This window comes from Apibacter sp., from assembly GCF_025291155.1.
Lineage (GTDB): Bacteria > Bacteroidota > Bacteroidia > Flavobacteriales > Weeksellaceae > Apibacter.
In genome coordinates this window covers 37,831-55,383 of record NZ_JAMBJZ010000001.1, presented here as the reverse complement: position 1 = coordinate 55,383, position 17,553 = coordinate 37,831, and the positions used below count along the sequence as shown (strand labels likewise).

Annotated in this window: 17 protein-coding genes and 1 pseudogene; 6 read left to right on the top strand and 12 right to left on the bottom strand. The window is 28.2% G+C overall.

From position 1 onward, the window contains the following. Positions 1-13: 13 nt before the first annotated feature. Both fbaA and tpx read right to left on the bottom strand, forming a co-directional pair. Positions 14-1,081 (bottom strand): class II fructose-bisphosphate aldolase, encoded by a 1,068-nt coding sequence (gene fbaA, locus M3Z80_RS00250; RefSeq protein WP_293916388.1) that lies wholly within the window; start codon positions 1,079-1,081, stop codon positions 14-16. Positions 1,082-1,593: 512 nt separating this feature from the next. Next, positions 1,594-2,091 (bottom strand): thiol peroxidase, encoded by a 498-nt coding sequence (gene tpx / locus M3Z80_RS00245; protein WP_293916386.1) that lies wholly within the window; start codon positions 2,089-2,091, stop codon positions 1,594-1,596. A gap of 232 nt (positions 2,092-2,323) precedes the next feature. On the opposite strand from tpx, the gene M3Z80_RS00240 reads away from it, so the two are divergent. The 3 genes from M3Z80_RS00240 to M3Z80_RS00230 all read left to right on the top strand — a co-directional run bounded on the left by M3Z80_RS00240 (position 2,324) and on the right by M3Z80_RS00230 (position 5,717). Continuing rightward, positions 2,324-2,839 carry an NUDIX domain-containing protein gene (locus tag M3Z80_RS00240; RefSeq protein WP_293916384.1) on the top strand — a complete coding sequence of 172 codons (516 nt, stop codon included), beginning with the start codon at positions 2,324-2,326 and terminating at the stop codon, positions 2,837-2,839. Positions 2,840-3,471: 632 nt separating this feature from the next. After that, positions 3,472-3,795, top strand: a complete 324-nt coding sequence (locus M3Z80_RS00235) for an MGMT family protein (protein WP_293916382.1) — start codon at positions 3,472-3,474, stop codon at positions 3,793-3,795. Positions 3,796-3,857: 62 nt separating this feature from the next. After that, positions 3,858-5,717 carry an Nramp family divalent metal transporter gene (locus M3Z80_RS00230; RefSeq protein WP_293916380.1) on the top strand — a complete coding sequence of 620 codons (1,860 nt, stop codon included), beginning with the start codon at positions 3,858-3,860 and terminating at the stop codon, positions 5,715-5,717. A gap of 1,006 nt (positions 5,718-6,723) precedes the next feature. Here M3Z80_RS00230 and M3Z80_RS00225 read toward each other — a convergent pair. Beyond that, positions 6,724-6,885, bottom strand: coding sequence for a hypothetical protein (locus tag M3Z80_RS00225; RefSeq protein ID WP_293916378.1), 162 nt, complete (start codon positions 6,883-6,885; stop codon positions 6,724-6,726). A 390-nt stretch (positions 6,886-7,275) separates the two neighbouring features. Here M3Z80_RS00225 and M3Z80_RS00220 point away from each other — a divergent pair, with 390 nt between their 5' ends. After that, positions 7,276-7,818, top strand: coding sequence for a Pr6Pr family membrane protein (locus tag M3Z80_RS00220; protein WP_293916376.1), 543 nt, complete (start codon positions 7,276-7,278; stop codon positions 7,816-7,818). 106 nt (positions 7,819-7,924) lie between these two features. Here M3Z80_RS00220 and tsf read toward each other — a convergent pair whose 3' ends face one another. The 4 genes and pseudogenes from tsf to rplM form a co-directional block, all read right to left on the bottom strand. After that, on the bottom strand, positions 7,925-8,743 hold the full coding sequence (gene tsf / locus M3Z80_RS00215) for a translation elongation factor Ts (protein WP_293916374.1): 819 nt from the start codon (positions 8,741-8,743) through the stop codon (positions 7,925-7,927). Between the two features lie 28 nt (positions 8,744-8,771). Beyond that, a pseudogene (rpsB, locus tag M3Z80_RS00210) lies at positions 8,772-9,547 on the bottom strand (30S ribosomal protein S2). Positions 9,548-9,724: 177 nt separating this feature from the next. Next, positions 9,725-10,111 carry a 30S ribosomal protein S9 gene (gene rpsI / locus M3Z80_RS00205; RefSeq protein ID WP_293916372.1) on the bottom strand — a complete coding sequence of 129 codons (387 nt, stop codon included), beginning with the start codon at positions 10,109-10,111 and terminating at the stop codon, positions 9,725-9,727. Positions 10,112-10,116: 5 nt separating this feature from the next. Beyond that, a complete protein-coding gene (rplM, locus tag M3Z80_RS00200; RefSeq protein WP_293916370.1) occupies positions 10,117-10,572 on the bottom strand; it encodes a 50S ribosomal protein L13 in 456 nt (151 codons plus the stop codon). A 645-nt stretch (positions 10,573-11,217) separates the two neighbouring features. On the opposite strand from rplM, the gene porZ reads away from it, so the two are divergent. Both porZ and recO read left to right on the top strand, forming a co-directional pair. Then, the gene (gene porZ, locus M3Z80_RS00195; protein WP_293916368.1) at positions 11,218-13,464 is read left to right on the top strand and encodes a type IX secretion system anionic LPS delivery protein PorZ; all 2,247 of its coding nucleotides are present in this window, start codon (positions 11,218-11,220) and stop codon (positions 13,462-13,464) included. A gap of 9 nt (positions 13,465-13,473) precedes the next feature. Beyond that, a complete protein-coding gene (gene recO, locus M3Z80_RS00190) occupies positions 13,474-14,184 on the top strand; it encodes a DNA repair protein RecO (RefSeq protein WP_293916366.1) in 711 nt (236 codons plus the stop codon). Positions 14,185-14,196: 12 nt separating this feature from the next. Here the strand turns inward: recO and mnmA are convergent, their stop codons facing one another. The 5 genes from mnmA to secG form a co-directional block, all read right to left on the bottom strand. After that, complete coding sequence (mnmA, locus tag M3Z80_RS00185) at positions 14,197-15,381, bottom strand: tRNA 2-thiouridine(34) synthase MnmA (protein WP_293916364.1); 1,185 nt, start codon at positions 15,379-15,381, stop codon at positions 14,197-14,199. 68 nt (positions 15,382-15,449) lie between these two features. Continuing rightward, a complete protein-coding gene (yajC, locus tag M3Z80_RS00180) occupies positions 15,450-15,776 on the bottom strand; it encodes a preprotein translocase subunit YajC (RefSeq protein WP_293916362.1) in 327 nt (108 codons plus the stop codon). A 13-nt stretch (positions 15,777-15,789) separates the two neighbouring features. Then, the gene (locus M3Z80_RS00175) at positions 15,790-16,242 is read right to left on the bottom strand and encodes a DUF1573 domain-containing protein (RefSeq protein ID WP_293916360.1); all 453 of its coding nucleotides are present in this window, start codon (positions 16,240-16,242) and stop codon (positions 15,790-15,792) included. Positions 16,243-16,255: 13 nt separating this feature from the next. Continuing rightward, positions 16,256-17,161: a transcription antitermination factor NusB gene (gene nusB / locus M3Z80_RS00170; protein ID WP_293916358.1), complete on the bottom strand. Its 906-nt coding sequence runs from the start codon at positions 17,159-17,161 to the stop codon at positions 16,256-16,258. A gap of 64 nt (positions 17,162-17,225) precedes the next feature. After that, positions 17,226-17,552, bottom strand: a complete 327-nt coding sequence (gene secG, locus M3Z80_RS00165; RefSeq protein ID WP_293916356.1) for a preprotein translocase subunit SecG — start codon at positions 17,550-17,552, stop codon at positions 17,226-17,228. Position 17,553: the final 1 nt, after the last annotated feature.

Here is a 17,553-nt window from a genome sequence, read left to right as displayed (position 1 = left end):
TTTATATTTTTTGCTATAATGTATTAATATTATTTAAATCCTCAAAAGCTTTTTCTAATCTTTTAGAAAATTCTTCTTCACATTTTCTCACCCATACTCTTGGATCGTAAAATTTCTTATTAGGAGCTTCATCTCCAGTAGGATTTCCAACTTGAGTTCTTAAGTAATCAATATTTTTTTCCACATAATCTCTAGCCCCTTCAGTATAAGCAAATTGTAAATCTGTATCTATATTCATTTTAACAACTCCATAACTTATTGCTTCTCTAATATCTAATAATGAAGATCCTGATCCTCCATGGAAAACAAAATTAATAGGTTTTGATGGTCCTCCTACTTGTTTTTGAACATATTCTTGAGAATTATGTAAAATTTTCGGTTCTAATTTCACATTACCTGGTTTGTAAACTCCGTGTACATTACCAAATGCTGCAGCAATAGTAAAATTTGGACTTATTGCACTTAGTGATTTATATGTTTTATAAACATCTTCCGGTTGGGTATATAGTTTTGAACTTTCTATGTCTGAATTATCTACTCCGTCTTCTTCTCCTCCTGTAATTCCAATTTCAACTTCTAATGTCATTCCTAATTTTGCCATTCTTTCAAAGTATTTTGAAGAAATTGATAAATTTTCATCTAGTGGTTCTTCTGATAGGTCTAACATATGTGAAGAATAAAGAGTTTTTCCTTCCTTTTTATGAAATTCCTCGCATGCATCCAATAAACCATCAACCCATGGCAATAGTTTCTTAGCACAATGGTCTGTGTGTAAAATAACTGTAGCACCATAAGCTTCTGCTAATGTATGGACATGCTTTGCTCCAGCTATAGCCCCTAAAACATCTGCTCTAAGAGATTGGTTTTTAAATCCTTTACCTGCATTAAATTGAGATCCTCCGTTTGAAAATTGAATAATTATAGGTGCATTTACTTTGACCGCTGTTTCTAAAGCCGCATTGATATTGCTTGAACCTATAACATTACATGCCGGTAATGCAAACTGTTTTTCTTTAGCATAATCGAATATCTCTTTAACTAAAGATCCGGTTGCCACACCTGCTGGAAATTTTCTACTCATGATATTATATTTTTTTTTGTTATACTTTTTAATTGTAAATGTAAAAACAATTTATATCGCATAGCGTTATTTTATATTGAAATTTCTCATGTTTTTATTTTTTTTAACAAAAAGTTATGACTTTAGTTATCTCATTATTTTAAATTTTAATCAGCCATTTAAGATTTAACATATGTTATATATATTCTTTCATTTGTCAAACAATTCTCTTACTCTTCTAGATTTTGTAATTATTCTTAATATTAGCTTTACATAATATTAAACAACATTTGTTAATTAAATCAATTATCATACTATTTTTTTTTCAATCTAAATTACTTGAGAAAATGTATCTTTTGATAACTAATTTTTGAGTTTTATACAAATTATTCTTATCCTATTCTAAAATAGGAAAGTTGGAAACTATAAATTTAGCTTAATTTAATGCATTTTAAGATTTCTACATGTACGCGATTAATAAAAAAATAAATGCCTTATATAAAATATAAGGCATTTTTTAATCTGAAGATTTTTTATTTTAAAATTGCGGTAACATTTTCATAATTGGGTTCATGAGTAGTTTCTGTAACTTGTTCATCATATATAACTTCACCTGATTCATTTAGTACTATAACAGATCTACTAAATAATCCCTTTAAAGGACCATCTACAAATTCTAATCTATAGTCTTTACCAAAATCTGATCGAAATGCTGATAAAGGAATCACATTATCCAATCCTTCTGCTGCGCAAAAGCGTTTTTGCGCAAATGGAAGATCTTTTGATATACATAATACTACTGTGTTATTCATTTCTGAAACTTTTTCATTAAATTCCCTTACGGACATAGCACATGTATCTGTATCTACGCTTGGAAATATATTTAAAATAACTCTTTTTCCTTTATAGTCTGATAATTTTTTTTCTGATAAATCCGAATCTACTAATATAAAGTCCGGTGCTTTATTTCCTACTTCAGGAAGATTTCCCAAAGTATGCACTTCATTACCTCTTAATGTAATTGTCGCCATTGTATTAATCTTATTTACTTTTATGTATATTTTTTATAAGACTAAAGTATGAAATAATATTTATCAGATTATTTTTATATATTAATTTATATAATTATTTAATCAATTATTTCTATATAGGATTATATTTATTGTTTAAATATGCTGAAATAGCATTTCATATAAAATATGTATTAATTAGCTATTTTTTTAAAAATACTTGATTAAATTTGGATAATAAAACTTGTGTAAAATGCAACCAATTTTTAAATTCTGCCCAAATTGTAAAGGTGATCATCTTGAATATCCACATGGATCTAAAATTGTATGCCCAGATTGTAAATTTGAATATTATCATAATACAGCCGGAGCCACAGCTGTTATTATTCAAAAAAAAGATGAAATTTTATTTACTATTAGGAATAAAGAACCCCAAAAAGGCTACTTGGATCTTCCGGGTGGTTTTATAGATGCTAATGAGACTGCAGAATATGGTAGTTTTAGAGAATTGCAGGAAGAATTAAATATATCTATTGATAAGTCTAAACTTCAATATATTGATTCATACCCTAATACCTATTTATATAAAGACATTTTATATAATACTATTGATTTATTCTTTTTCTATAAAGATGATAATTTATCTATTATCGATTTTGATCCTGATGAATTAAAGGGGGTTGTTTGGAAAAAATTATCAGAAATTGATTTTGATGAAATTGCTTTTGAAAGCCATAAAAAGACCTTGAAAAAACTAATGAAAATTTAATATTATCTCATTTTTTAATTGTTAATTATGCTGCTTCTTAACCTTCATTAATTACAAAGCATTCCTAGTAATCAAATTCTAAATAATATAGACATTTTTCTATTAAAAAAATAATAAATGATAATAATAAGATCGACATGATAATTAACATATCGACTATTCCTTAGATTAAAATTTAACTATTTAATATTTTAATTATACTCAATTAAGGATAGAGTGTTTAAAAATATATATTGAATAATATCTTTTTTGAATTTTAAATTAAGCATAAAACTCAAAAAGAAATGATTCTAATAAATTAGAATCATTTCTTTATTTTACTTCCAAATTAATAAAAAACAAAAACTATTTCTAGAAAGTAAAAATTAATATTTCTCATTTTTTATGATGTGTTTGAAGCCTAAACTTCCTCTTTTGCTAATGTAATAAAATATATCTTATTTATAAAATAATTTAAAAAAAATAATTTGATTTTTTATTGCAAAAAGAACCTGTAACTCATTATATATTAATAATATCAGATTTACCTAAACATTTTTTTAATCTATTGTTAAAGATGTTAACATTAATTAAATTTTTTAACTTTATACTTTTCTTATAAATAATATTAATTTTATTTACTTTATTTATATATGAAAAATTTGAATTTTTATGAAAAAGTATATCAAATTGTGAGAAAGATTCCTTATGGTAAGGTAACTACCTATGGCCATATTGCAGCACATTTAGGTATAAAAAGCTCATCTAGAATGGTTGGATACGCTATGAATTCATCTCATACATTAGCTGATTTACCTGCTCACAGAGTAGTAAATCGTAAAGGTATATTAACGGGAAAATTTCATTTTCCTACTCCCACATTGATGGAAGAATTATTAGAGAATGAAGGGATCCGAATCAAAAATGATAAGATTATTAATCTTAAAGATTATTTATGGATACCTGAAAATGATTAATATTTTATTTTATCAATGTAAAAATTTTATTTAAATTTGCAAATATTAGAAAAGCCTAACAATTGAGTAAGAAGTCTCTACAAGAAGTTCATGCTACTATAAGCACCGAAAATCCTAAAAAATGGAAAAAAATTCTTTCTTTTTTTGGTCCGGCATATCTCGTTGCCGTAGGTTATCTTGATCCTGGAAATTGGGCTACAGATATAGCAGGTGGGAGCAAGTTTGGATATGCATTAATATGGGTTTTATTAATGAGTAATATTATGGCTCTTCTTCTTCAAGCCCTGAGTGCTCGACTAGGTATTGTAAGAGGTTTAGATTTAGCCCAAACTAATAGGGAATATTATCCTAAATGGATGAACTATATTTTATATAGCTTCGCAGAAATAGCTATTGCAGCTACTGATTTGGCTGAGGTTTTAGGAATGGCAATCGGACTACAGCTTCTATTCGGTCTTGATCTTATTTGGGGAGTTTGGCTTGCTGCATTAGACACGTTAATTTTGCTGGTTTTACAAAGATTTGGCATGAGGAAAATGGAAGCCTTTATTATTTCATTAGTTGCTATTATAGGAGGTTGTTTCCTTATGGAAATGTTTTTAGCTAAGCCTGATTTAATTGAAGTTTCAAAGGGCTTTAAACCTACTCTACCCAATACTGAAGCTTTATATATAGCTATTGGGATTATTGGAGCAACGGTAATGCCACATAACTTATATCTACATTCTGCTTTAGTTCAAACCAGAAAAATTAAACGAGATCATGCATCAATTAAACGAGCTATCAAATATAATTTTTATGATAGCCTTATTGCTTTAAATATGGCATTTTTCGTAAATGCCGCTATATTGGTCCTAGCAGCATCAACTTTTTATAAAGCAGGCTTGCATGATGTTTCAGGCTTGCATGATGCCTACAAAATGCTATCAGATTTGCTCGGACCATTATCTCCATTTCTTTTTGCCGTAGCTTTAATTGCCGCAGGACAAAGTTCAACTGTTACCGGAACACTTGCCGGACAAATTGTAATGGAAGGTTATCTTCATTTTAGAATGAATCCTGCATTACGGAGGTTATTAACACGAATGCTTGCAATAATACCGGCCGTTGTTGTAATAAGCATATTAGGAGAAAATTCTGTTGATGAAATGCTCATTTTTAGTCAAGTTCTCTTAAGTATGCAATTAGGCTTCGCAATAATCCCACTTATTCATTTTGTTAGTGATAAAGAAAAGATGGGTACATTTGCCATTAAATTACCTGTTAAAATTATATCTTGGATCATTTGTATCATCATAATAATATTAAATATAAAATTAATTTATGATGAAGAAATTAATGTATATGCTAATGAAAATGTCTCTTTGGCTGTAAAAATACTCTTAGGCACAGTATCCTTAAGTTTATTATTATTTTTAATTAGCATTGTCTTATATCCATGGATTAAAAAAACTAAAAAATTAAATTTTAATATTCATCATTTACCTCCTCAAAAAAGTATTAAACAAATACATTCTTTCAAAGTTATTGGAATAGCTTTAGATTTTAGTACAGGAGACCAACGGGTTCTTGATTATTTACCAATTTTTGCTGGTACAAATTCATTGATTTTATTGTTTCATGTTACAGAAAGTGCTTCAGCTAATTATAATGGAAAAATGGCGGATGACTTTGAAGTAAAATTCGATCAAAATAAGCTTGATGAATATAAAAATTTTCTTATAAAGGAAGGATATACAAATGTTGAGACAAAATTGGGATTTGGAAATCCTGCAGTTTCACTTCCCCAATTAATTACCGAAAATAAAATTGATGTCTTATTAATGGCTAAACATGAATATAAAGGAATTGCTGATTTTACTTTTGGAGTTATGACAAACAGATTGAGCAACAAAACTAATGTTCCTATTTTGGTTGTATAGCTTACTTTCTAAAAAAGTATTTTTTTTATTTTAGTTCTTATTGTTTAAATACAATTTAATTTTTCTTTATTTATATGATATTTTACGTTTTTTCTAACTATATATAATTTATATAAGCCATTTATATTCCTAAATTTTTAAAAATGTATTAGCATTTTTTTGATTCATATAGATATAATATTACCTCTAAATGCTAATAGTACTCAAATAAAAAAGCAAAAAGAGACTGGAAATATGATATATAAAAGATTGTAAGAAAAAAAATGCTTTTTATAATATAAAACAAAATTAGTATTTGCTTGTATCTAATGGTAATTTTACACCTGATAAATACACCTTTTAAATGATTATCCTTCTCCTATAAACCTACAAAACACGATTAAATAGCTTTACAAACGTCTTTTTATTTAAGAAAACAAGTTTACCTCTGGAATAAAATATCTATTTTTTATCTAACCTTTTAACTAATCCAAAAACATATATTTTGTTATGGACTAACATTTGGAGTAACAAAAAATATGTGAATTTTATTAAACTTATATGTTAACTTTATAAGTATAAGTTTTGTAATAAAAACATAAACTCATATCCCTATTACAAACAAAATAAGTGAAAATTAAGCAAAATATTGATTGTTAATGATTAAGTATTTACTTTTAAAATATTGATGCGTGTGTATCAAATTCTAAAATTTCTTTGTATTTGAATTACATTAAATAATTGAGCAATATCTTCTAGAAATAATTCTTTATCTTCATAATAATGTTTAATGAATGAATTGATATAATTTTACCTTTCCTACATCATGTTTTATAATCTTTTTAACAATTATACCTTCTGTTTTATGAACGATTACATAGTTCCATTTATTAATATGTAATTTATATTTCTAATATTCTTTTTTGACTTCTCTACTTAGTAACAAGTCTCCTTCTTAAAATCTTTCTTAGCTATAATTATTCATACTGTCTATTCCCTTTTACTTTAAACATAACATAATGATCTTTTAATTCTCTATCAATATATTGGCTATGTTGATAGAATCTATATATTTGGAATCATCAAAACCGCCAAGATAACCCACATAAGCATATTGAAAAATAATAGGAACTTCTATAATGTTAGAATTAACCAAAATAGCTTCTTCTTTTCTGTTATTTTTCAACATTTATCCTTTCCTAGTTAATAACCAACCTGTATTTAATTCAGGGCAATGTAATAGCAATTCTCATTATTTTATCGGGTTGAATAGATACTTATATTTATATAATCAAAAGGCACTTCTATCGTAGTTTCAAAACTTCTTATAGATATTTTTTTTAAGTCTTTATTTAACAAACAATTTAATATAAAATAATATTTACTTGCTAAATAATAAAAATATTTTTATTTCTTTTAAACGTTTTGAAAATTACTTTTTTTGTTCCATAATTTAACATATTTTTGATTCCTATTATTTTATATTTATTATTTCATGAGAACTTTTCTTAACTTACTTATTATAATTTTAGTGCTATTTAGTATTTGTTTTGAAACCTATAATTTTGTTTACGTGGATATGCATCCATTTATTTTAAATGAACAATCCCATATCACTCGTTATATATATTATTATAGCTATTTTACTGTACAATCAAATTTGGCAGTAGGAATAAGTTCCTTAATTTTACTTATTAATCCTACTTACTCTAGTAATTGGTTTCGCTTATTACGAATAGATAGCATTATTTGTATTGTTATAACCTGTATAGTATATAATGTAATGCTGCGTGATGATGATCATAATCTTAAGGGAATTGCAATGTTTACAAATGAAGCATTACATGTAATCATTCCTTTTTTAGCAGTACTAAATTGGCTAGTATTTGGTCCTAGAAAAATACCAAACAAGAAAATTATGATTACTGCTATTATTCCTCCCCTTATTTATGTTATCTATATTTTCATAAGAGGTTATATTACAGATTTATATCCTTATCCTTTTCTTGACGCAAGTAAAATAGGGTTAACACAAGCTTTATTAAATACAGGTGTGGTTGTTTTGTTATTTTTATTTTTAGAAATTATCCTACTATATATAGATAAAAAATTAGCTAATTAGTTTATAATATATATTGTAAATAAAATATTCTTTCAATAAGTTTTATGAAAAATAAAAAAGACTGTAATTATACAGTCTTTTTTATTTTATTATAGATTTCTATGAATTATAATCTTATAAATCCAGTAATTTTAACTTCAGAATCAACAGATTTTACATAATCTTCTACTGAGATTTTTTCACCCATAATATAATCCTGCTTTAACAAGGTATTATCTTTAAAAAACTTGTTAAGTTTTCCTTTAGCAATATTTTCTAACATTGCCTCCGGTTTACCTTCTTGACGTAATTGATCTTTAGCTATTTCAAGTTCTTTTTCAATGACACTTGAATCTACTTGAGATTCGTCTAATGCAATTGGATTCATTGCTGCAACTTGCATAGATATATTTTTAGCTACTTCTGCGGCACTATCGAAAGATTTTGATAAACCTACAGCAGAAGCTATTTTATTCCCGGCATGTATATAAGAACCTACAAATGGCGCTTCTAATGTTTTAAATCCGGATATTTCTATTTTTTCTCCTATTACCCCTGTTTGCTCAATAAGTTTTTCGCTTACAGAAATACCATTGAAATCAGCAGCCAATAGCTCTTCTTTTGTATTGAAATTTAATGCTAAATTGGCAAATTCCTTAGCTAATTTAACAAAATCCTCATTTTTCGCTACGAAATCGGTTTCACAGTTTAATTTAATTATTACTGCTTTAGTATTTTCTCCGTTTACTGCTGCAATAACAGCTCCTTCATGATTTTCTCTATCTGCTCTGTTTGCTGCAACTTTTTGTCCTTTTTTTCTTAATAAATCAACCGCTTTATCGAAATCTCCTTCGGCTTCAACTAAAGCTTTTTTTGAGTCCATCATTCCTGCTCCTGTAGCATTTCTTAGTTTTGCTACATCTGCTGCTTTTGGTGAATATGACATCTTTATTTTTTATTTAAGTTTAACTTTATTATGCGTTATTTTCTTCTTTACTATCAGAAGCCTCTGTATCATTAGTATCTTGTACCAAAACATCTTCTTCTTCAGCAACGCCTTCTTCTTTAGCCTTAGCTTTTTCTGCTTTTCTTACACTTAATCCCTCTTTAATAGAATTGGTAACTGTTTCTAATATTAGGTCGATAGATTTTGAAGCATCGTCGTTACCCGGAATAGGAAAATCTACTAATTGAGGATCCGAATTGGTATCGACAATTGCGAAAACAGGTATACCTAATTTTTTTGCTTCCGTTACTGCAATATGTTCTCTTAAAATATCTACTACAAAAAGAGCTGAAGGTAAACGAGTCATATCAGCGATAGATCCTAAGTTTTTTTCTAGTTTTGCTCTTTGACGATCTACTTGTAGCTTTTCTTTTTTAGATAGAGTTTCAAAAGTACCATCTTTTTTCATTCTATCAATAGAATTCATTTTTTTAACGGCTTTTCGGATTGTAACAAAGTTCGTTAGCATTCCTCCTGGCCATCTCTCTGTTATATAAGGCATATTAACAGATTCTGCATGTTTTGCTACAATATCTTTTGCTTGTTTTTTCTTCCTGATGTTGCAATTTTCCCTAAAGCATTTGATGCCTCATCTAATTTTACAGATGTTTTGTGTAAATCAATAATATGGATTCCATTCTTCTCCATAAAAATATACGGAGCCATGTGTGGATTCCATTTTCGGGTAAGATGACCGAAATGCACTCCTGCATTTAAAAGGTCTTTTACGTCTACTTTTGCCATAATTTTTTTAGTTTACGTTCCGCAGTTTTTGCAATCAACTTAAAATAAATTTAGTTTGGATGCTAAGCTAAACGGCAAATTTAAATTATTTATTAAATTGTTATTTTTTTATATAAAATAACCACTAGAAAAAAATAGTGGTTATAAATATTTTAGATAGTTTCTTCAATAGTCGGATTAACGTTTAGAGAATTGGAATCTCTTACGTGCTTTTTTCTGACCGAATTTCTTTCTTTCTACCATTCTAGGATCTCTAGTTAAAAGTCCTTCTGGTTTTAAAACTGCTCTGTTTTCTTCATTTAATGATACTAAAGCTCTTGAAATTGCTAATCTGATGGCTTCAGCCTGTCCAGTTACTCCTCCTCCATATACATTTACTTTAATATCATATTGACCTAAAGTTTCAGTTAATTGAAAAGGTTGAGCTATTTTATATTGTAATACTTCTGTCGGAAAGTAAACTTTATAATCTTTACCATTTATAGTGAACTCTCCTTGTCCTTCAGAAAGATATACTCTTGCAACAGATGTTTTTCTTCTTCCTATTTTATGTGTAACTGCCATTATTTTTAGATGAAAGCGTTAATATCAAATGATTTAGGTTGTTGAGCTACTTGTTCATGCTCTGCCCCTTCATATAAGTATAAATTTTTAAGTACTTTTCTTCCTAATTTATTTTTAGGAAGCATTCCTTTTACTGCATACTCTAACAATCTTCTAGGATCTTTTACCTTAATTTCGGCAACACTTGAAAATTTTTGCCCACCGGGATACCCTGTATGTCTTACATATTCTTTCTGTTCTGTTTTATCCCCTGATAAAACAACTTTTCCAGCATTGATAACAACAATATTATCTCCACAGTCTGCATGTGGGGTGAAATTTGTTTTATGTTTTCCTCGCAAAATTTTAGCTATTTTAGAAGCTAAACGACCTAATTTTTGTCCATCTGCATCAATAAGTAACCACTCTTTATTTGCAGTCTCTTTGTTTGCTGATATGGTTTTGTAACTTAGTGTATTCACTTTTCTTCTTTTACCTTTATTAAAAATCAACCTAAATAGGGTTGCAAATTTAAAAAATATTTTTAATCTAACAAATATCTTACAAACATTTTATAGTTTTCTTTTGTAATTATAATAGAGTATATTTCTCCATTTCAATAGGCTTTAGAAGTTTATTATCTTCCTTATTCTTTAATATGCTAAAAAAGTTCTATTTTTAATTTAATTAGTTTAATTAAATTTGAATTTTATTTATCGCGTTTTGTTCTTTTTTTTGAAATTATTGTTTAATGTTTTATTTATAATAATTTAGTATTACTTTTATATATTATATAAAATTATTTTGATCTTTTAAATATAATAAATTTTCCAAAATAACTAATGAGCTTCCTTTTGAGCTTTTCTTCTATATCTTATATTGTATTTTGTATTTTACAATTCATTCTTCCCCGTCCATTATTCAACATTTTATCATATTTTTTGGTATCGAATTTTTAGTTTTATTAACCTTAACCTTAGTCTTATCTCCCTTATATATTTATTTTTCATAGTATTATGCTAAAGATTAAATAGTATAATCTAAAAACATTTTTTTATAAAATATGCTCTCATTTGTTATTTTTTGCCTTAAATCTATTAAATTTACATGCGATACATATCATTTCTATGAAAAGGCTATTTTTTTTATTTTTACTAATATTTACTATTCTTAGCTATAGTCAGAGTTCAAGATGGAAAGATTATTTTTCCTATTTCAATGTCAAGAACATTCAAAAAGTTGATAATCTCATTTTCTGTGCCACTGAAAATGGTTTATTTTCTTACAATGAATCAAACGGTGAATTAAAAAAAATATCAAAAGCTAACGGTTTACATGAAGTCAGTATTTCAGCCTTTGCATATAACCCAAGTAGTAAATCTATAATTATTGGTTATAGTAATGGTAAATTAGACATTATAATGCAGGATAAAATTCATTTAATTGTTGATATCCCTTTAGATCAAAATTATCAAGGAAGCAAACAAATCAATCATATATACACGGAAGGAGATTATGCCGTACTTTCAATGGATTTTGGAATAGCTTTATTTAATTTAAAAAAACTTGAATTTAAAGAAACTTGCTATTTCAAACAAGGTCTCAATTATTATAAGGTTAATAAAAGTGTAATTTTTAATAATAAAATATATGCTGCTTCTAACTACGGGATATATTCTCATACCATAGATAATTTACTTCCTAATTTTTCAGCTTGGAATCTTTCTAATAAAGGAACAAACTATAATCAAATAGTCAAAAATAATTCCATATTAGTAGCCAGTTCTTATAATACTCTTTATAAAAGTGAAGACGAAGGTTTATCTTGGGAAAATCAAGGAAATTATCCTAATTTAAATGATATTGTTTCCATTGACAATTCCATTTTATTAGTACAAAAGAATAAAATGGTTTTACTAGATAATACTCTTAACGTTTTAAAATTTAAAGAATTTTCAGATAATTTAAATACAGGTTTTTATTCTCATGATATTTTTTATGGAGGAACTCAATCAAAAGGTCTTTATCTAGATTCCACTTATCTAGTACCGGATGGTCCTTTTAATAATCGTTCATATTCTCTGACGATTTTTGATAATCAATTATGGGTTGCCCCCGGTGGAAGAAATCTTGTTAATAATTTTCAGTCTAGCGCTAACACTTATGGCTTTTACCATTTTAATGGACAAAAATGGAATCATATCGATTACGAAAGCCTTAATAAGGAAAGGTATATCATGAAGGTAATCCCAAATAGCAATAATGCTAATGAAGTTTTCATCCTTTCTTATGAAAACGGCTTATTAAAAATGGTAGATAATAAGTTGCAAGCAATATACAATCATACCAATTCTTCAATTAAACAAAATGAACGTCTTGTTGGCGGTGGTTTTGATAGTAATGGTAATTTAATTGTTGTACAAACTTGGTCTGCCGAAACCAATAACGGAGTTAATAATGCTATTAATATAAAAACACCAACTGATGAATTCAAATATTTAAGCCTCTTGCCTAAAAGAATCAACCAAACCGGAGGAGCTATGGATCCTTATATTGATTCTCAAGGATATGTATGGGTACCTTCTCCAAGAAATAATGGGCTTGTAGTATATAATTATAATCGTACTCCGCTAAATACTTATGACGACAAAATTTATTTAATCAATTCGGATAAAAATTCTGGAAGTTTACCTTCCAATAATGTTATGTGTGCGACCTTAGATAAATCGGGTACTGCTTGGATTGGTACCGATAGCGGTCTACGTATATTACGAAACCCTTATCAGGCATTAGAATCCGGGATTTACAATACAGAAAGAATTGTAATTTCTCAAAATGGTTTAGGAGAAGAAGTTCTACGTGAAACCAAAATTAATGTTATTAGAACAGATGGTGCTGATAGAAAATGGATAGGCACTAATAGTTCTGGCGTTTTCTATTTATCGGAAGATGGAACAACTCTTTTAAATAAATTTACGGAAGAAAATTCACCATTACCTTCAAACCTGATAACAGATATACAAATTGATCAATCAGGCGAAGTTTATTTTGTTACTCCTTCCGGCATAGTCTCTTATAGAGGTGATATTATTGATTCTGGCGATGAATTTGGAAATGTGGTTGCCTATCCTAATCCTGTTAGACCTGGTTATACAGGAAATATAACTATTCGAGGATTAGCTCATGACGCTTATGTTAAGATTACTGATGTGTCAGGCAACCTTGTATATGAAACCAGGGCCCCAGGTGGTGTTGCTATTTGGAATGGAAACAATTTTAAAGGTAAACCGGTGGCTTCAGGGGTATATTTAGTTTTAATGAGCAATTCTGAGGGGAAAAAACATGCAACTACTAAAATTGCAATTATCAGATAAGGTCGAATAATGATTGAATCCACTAAAGCAATTGTTTTATCTTTTTTAAAATATGGAGATTCTTCCCTCATTATTAAGTGCTATACTGAAAAATTCGGGTTTAAGAGTTTTATCTTAAAAAATTCTTTTTCGAAGAAATACAAAAAAAGTCATTTTATCTTTTTATTTAATGAAATCGAGCTTGTCTTCTATTCTAAAAAAAATAATTCTTTAGAACTAATTAAAGAAATTCATCAAGGTCATATTTTCAATACTATTCATACAAATATTATTAAATCATCAATCATAACTTTTATTGGAGAAATAGTAAATCAAACTCTTAAAAATGAAGAAACACCAGACTTATCATTATATGGCTTCATAAAGAAAAGTTTAATTGATTTGGATTCTAAAGACAATTATTTTTCTGATTTTCATCTATATTTTTTACTTCATTTTTCTAAATATATTGGCTTTTATCCTTTAGAAAATGATTCTGAATTCCCATATTTTATCATTAAAGAGGGAGTATTCTCTTTAAAAGCTAATCCTGTTACTATGGAAGAAAATGCATACTTATGGAAATTATTGCTTACGTATGAATTTAAATCTTCTAAAAATTGCTTTAATACATCACAACGTAAACAGATGCTTACTGAAATTATAACTTATTTTGAAACACATTTGTCTAATTTTAAAAAACCAATTTCTTTGGATATATTAAAGCTCCTTTTTGATTAATAAACTAACTAATTACGAGATAACCCCACTTCCAATTAGTTCATCATCTGTATACCATGCAGCAAATTGCCCTCTAGTTATTGCCGATTGCAAATTTTCAAATTCTATGAATATTCCTTCTTCGTATTGATAAAGCACTGCATTTTGTAGAGCTTGTCTATATCTTATCCGCACTTTTACTTGCATCTGACCTCCCATTTTCAACTTTAAATCTTCTCTAATCCAATGCACTTCCTTTTGCGAAATGAATAAGGCTTTTCTTAATAATCCAGGATGATTTTTACCTTCTCCTACATAAATCGCATTATTAGACACATCGGTATCGATTACAAAGCAGGGTTCTATATGCCCCCCAATGCCCAATCCTTTTCTTTGTCCAATCGTAAAATAATGTGCTCCGGAATGTTCTCCGATAACTTTACCATCTTCTTCCGTGTATTGTTGAGGAGTAGATAAATAAATTAGTTCCTCTTTTTTAGATGTGAATAATCTTTCTTCCTTTTCATATTTATGACTATCAGAAAATATTTCAACTAATTTACCCTTCTTAGGCTTTAATTTCTGTTGTAAAAAATCCGGCAATCTAATTTTGCCGATAAAGCATAAGCCTTGCGAATCCTTTTTATTTGCAGTTATTAAACCAGCTTTTGAGGCAATTTGTCTTACTTCAGGTTTGGTTAAATTCCCTATGGGAAATAATGCTTTTGACAACTGATATTGATTAAGTTGACATAAAAAATAAGATTGATCTTTATTTTGATCAGTTCCGGCTAATAGCTTATAAATGATCTGGCCTTTTTCCATAAAGGAATTTACCCTGGCATAATGTCCGGTTGCTACTTTATCTGCGCCTAATGATAAAGCTGTTTCAAGAAAAATATCAAACTTAATTTCTCTGTTACATAAAACATCAGGGTTAGGTGTTCGTCCTGATTCGTATTCATGAAACATATAATCGACAATCCTTTCTTTATAAATATCAGAAAGATCTATAACTTGATAAGGGATATTTAGCTTTTGAGCTATTAATAATGCATCATTACTATCTTCTACCCATGGACATTCATCTTCTAACGTAAATTCTGAATCATTCCAATTTTTCATGAAAAGACCAATAACTTCATGGCCTTGTTGCTGTAAAAGATATGCAGCTACGCTTGAATCTACTCCTCCTGAAAGGCCTACTACTACTTTCATATTTATCTAATTAAAAAAGCATATTCTATTGTATATAGAATATGCTTTACAGTATTTAACTATAATTTTTACTTCTTAGCAGGTACATTTTCCGGATATCTAGCCATAGATAATTCACGTGATATTGCAGATTTTTCAATTTTAATTTTTCCGGCCATAGTTTCGATAATTAGCCCGTCATCCATTATTTCCGCTATTTTTCCATGAATACCGGAAGTAGTTACAATTCTTGTGCCTTTAGAAATATCATCTTGGAAATTTTTTTCTTGTTTTTGCCTTTTTGTCTGAGGCCTAATAAAAAAGAAATAAAATACTACAAATAGAAGAACCAGGGGAAGGAAAGCTCCTGCTTGCTCCATAAATCCTCCTTTTGCTTGTAAAATTATTGTCAACATAGTATAATTTATTTTAATTTACTTTTGCTTTAAATTTGATAATCTTAGTTTCAAAATTACCTGATACGGCAACAGTTTTAAATACTTCGTCTTTAAAATTTGAAGAATCAAATGTTACTGTTACTTCTCCTTTTTTACCTGGGTATACAGGTTCCGTGGTATATTTGGGAGTAGTGCATCCACAAGATGGCCTTACTTCTGAAATTAATAGTGGCCGTTTTCCAATATTTGTAAATTTAAAAACATGGGTAACAACTTCTCCTTTTTTAATCTCTTTAAAATCATAGTAATCTTCAGTAAATTGAATTACCGATTCTTCTGTAATTTTGGGAATACTCTGCGCAACTTTTTTATCCGGATGGTCTTGTATATGATTTTCTTCCTGTCTTAAAGGCTTATCTTCTTTTTTGCAACCTATTACACATAATAGACCGACCATAATAAATAATATTACTGATTTTTTCATATAATCGGTTTGTTTAAACTTTATTCATATCTCTTGCATATCTATCTAAAATACCATTAATGAATACATTACTTTTTGCACTTGAATAAACCTTTGCCAATTCAATACATTCATTAATTACCACTTTAGCAGGAACTTGAGGGAAATAATTAAGCTCTGTAAACCCCATCGCTAAAATTATTTTATCTATCTCAGCAATTCTATCTAATTCCCAATTATTTGATCTTTGCTCTATCAGTTTTAAACTTTCCGGATAATGTTTAACAGTAGTTCTAAAAAGATTTTTTGCAAATAAAGACCCTTCATCCGATTTTAAAACTTGTATTAATGTATCGAATGGAGCTCCTTCTTCTATTGATTTTATAGTTTTCAATGTCATATTATTAGCAATATGAACATCATCTGCCCAAGAAAGTTTAAGCTCCTCAAACCATTCATACATTATATCATTATCGGCTATATGCTTCAGAAATAATTTAAGCAATATTCTTTTTTCAGATTCAAAATCTGTCTCATTACTTTGCATATATTCCAGATAACTTCTGGAAGTTTGGAATTTTTTAAAAATGAGAGCCGGATAATTGTTATTTAAATGCCAGGATAATTCTAAATGTTTGTCTGAATACTCTTTTCTTGCTTTATTTTTTTCTAATAAATCGAATATCTTATTATTAACAAACTTAAGATTTGGGTTTTTCTCATCCTCTGTTGCAAAGAGTTTTTGTTTTTTTCTTTCAATTACTTCAAGAGCATAATCTCTCACAGCCAATAACAGATTTAACTGATAAATATATAAATCATAAATCTCATCTATAGACTGAAACATTCTATTTTCAACATATTCTAACTCATTCCCACTTATATTGTACGCATACAGAACCTGTAGAATTTTTTCTCTAATTTGCCTTCTTCCTAACACAACGTTATTTTTTTAAGAACTTTGTTAATTACTATTTTTTAGTGTTAAAATTATTCTAACTATTTTACTTTTCGTTAGTTTTTGGCAAAGCCTGTTCTTGTTGAGTATTTGAAGACTGATTTGAGTTTTTGGTTGGAGATGATGTATATACACTCGGTTTTGCTATCAATACTGATGCAAAAATTGACAATACAACTATAACCCCTCCTAATGTCCAGGTTGCCTTATCCATAAAATCATTTGTTTTTTGAACACCAAACATATGTGTTCCACTACCACCGAATGTCGAGCTTAAACCGCCTCCTTTTGGATTTTGCGACAAAACAACCAATATTAGCAAAACGCACGCGATAATGATAAATATCATTATTATTCCATATACTGCTGTCATA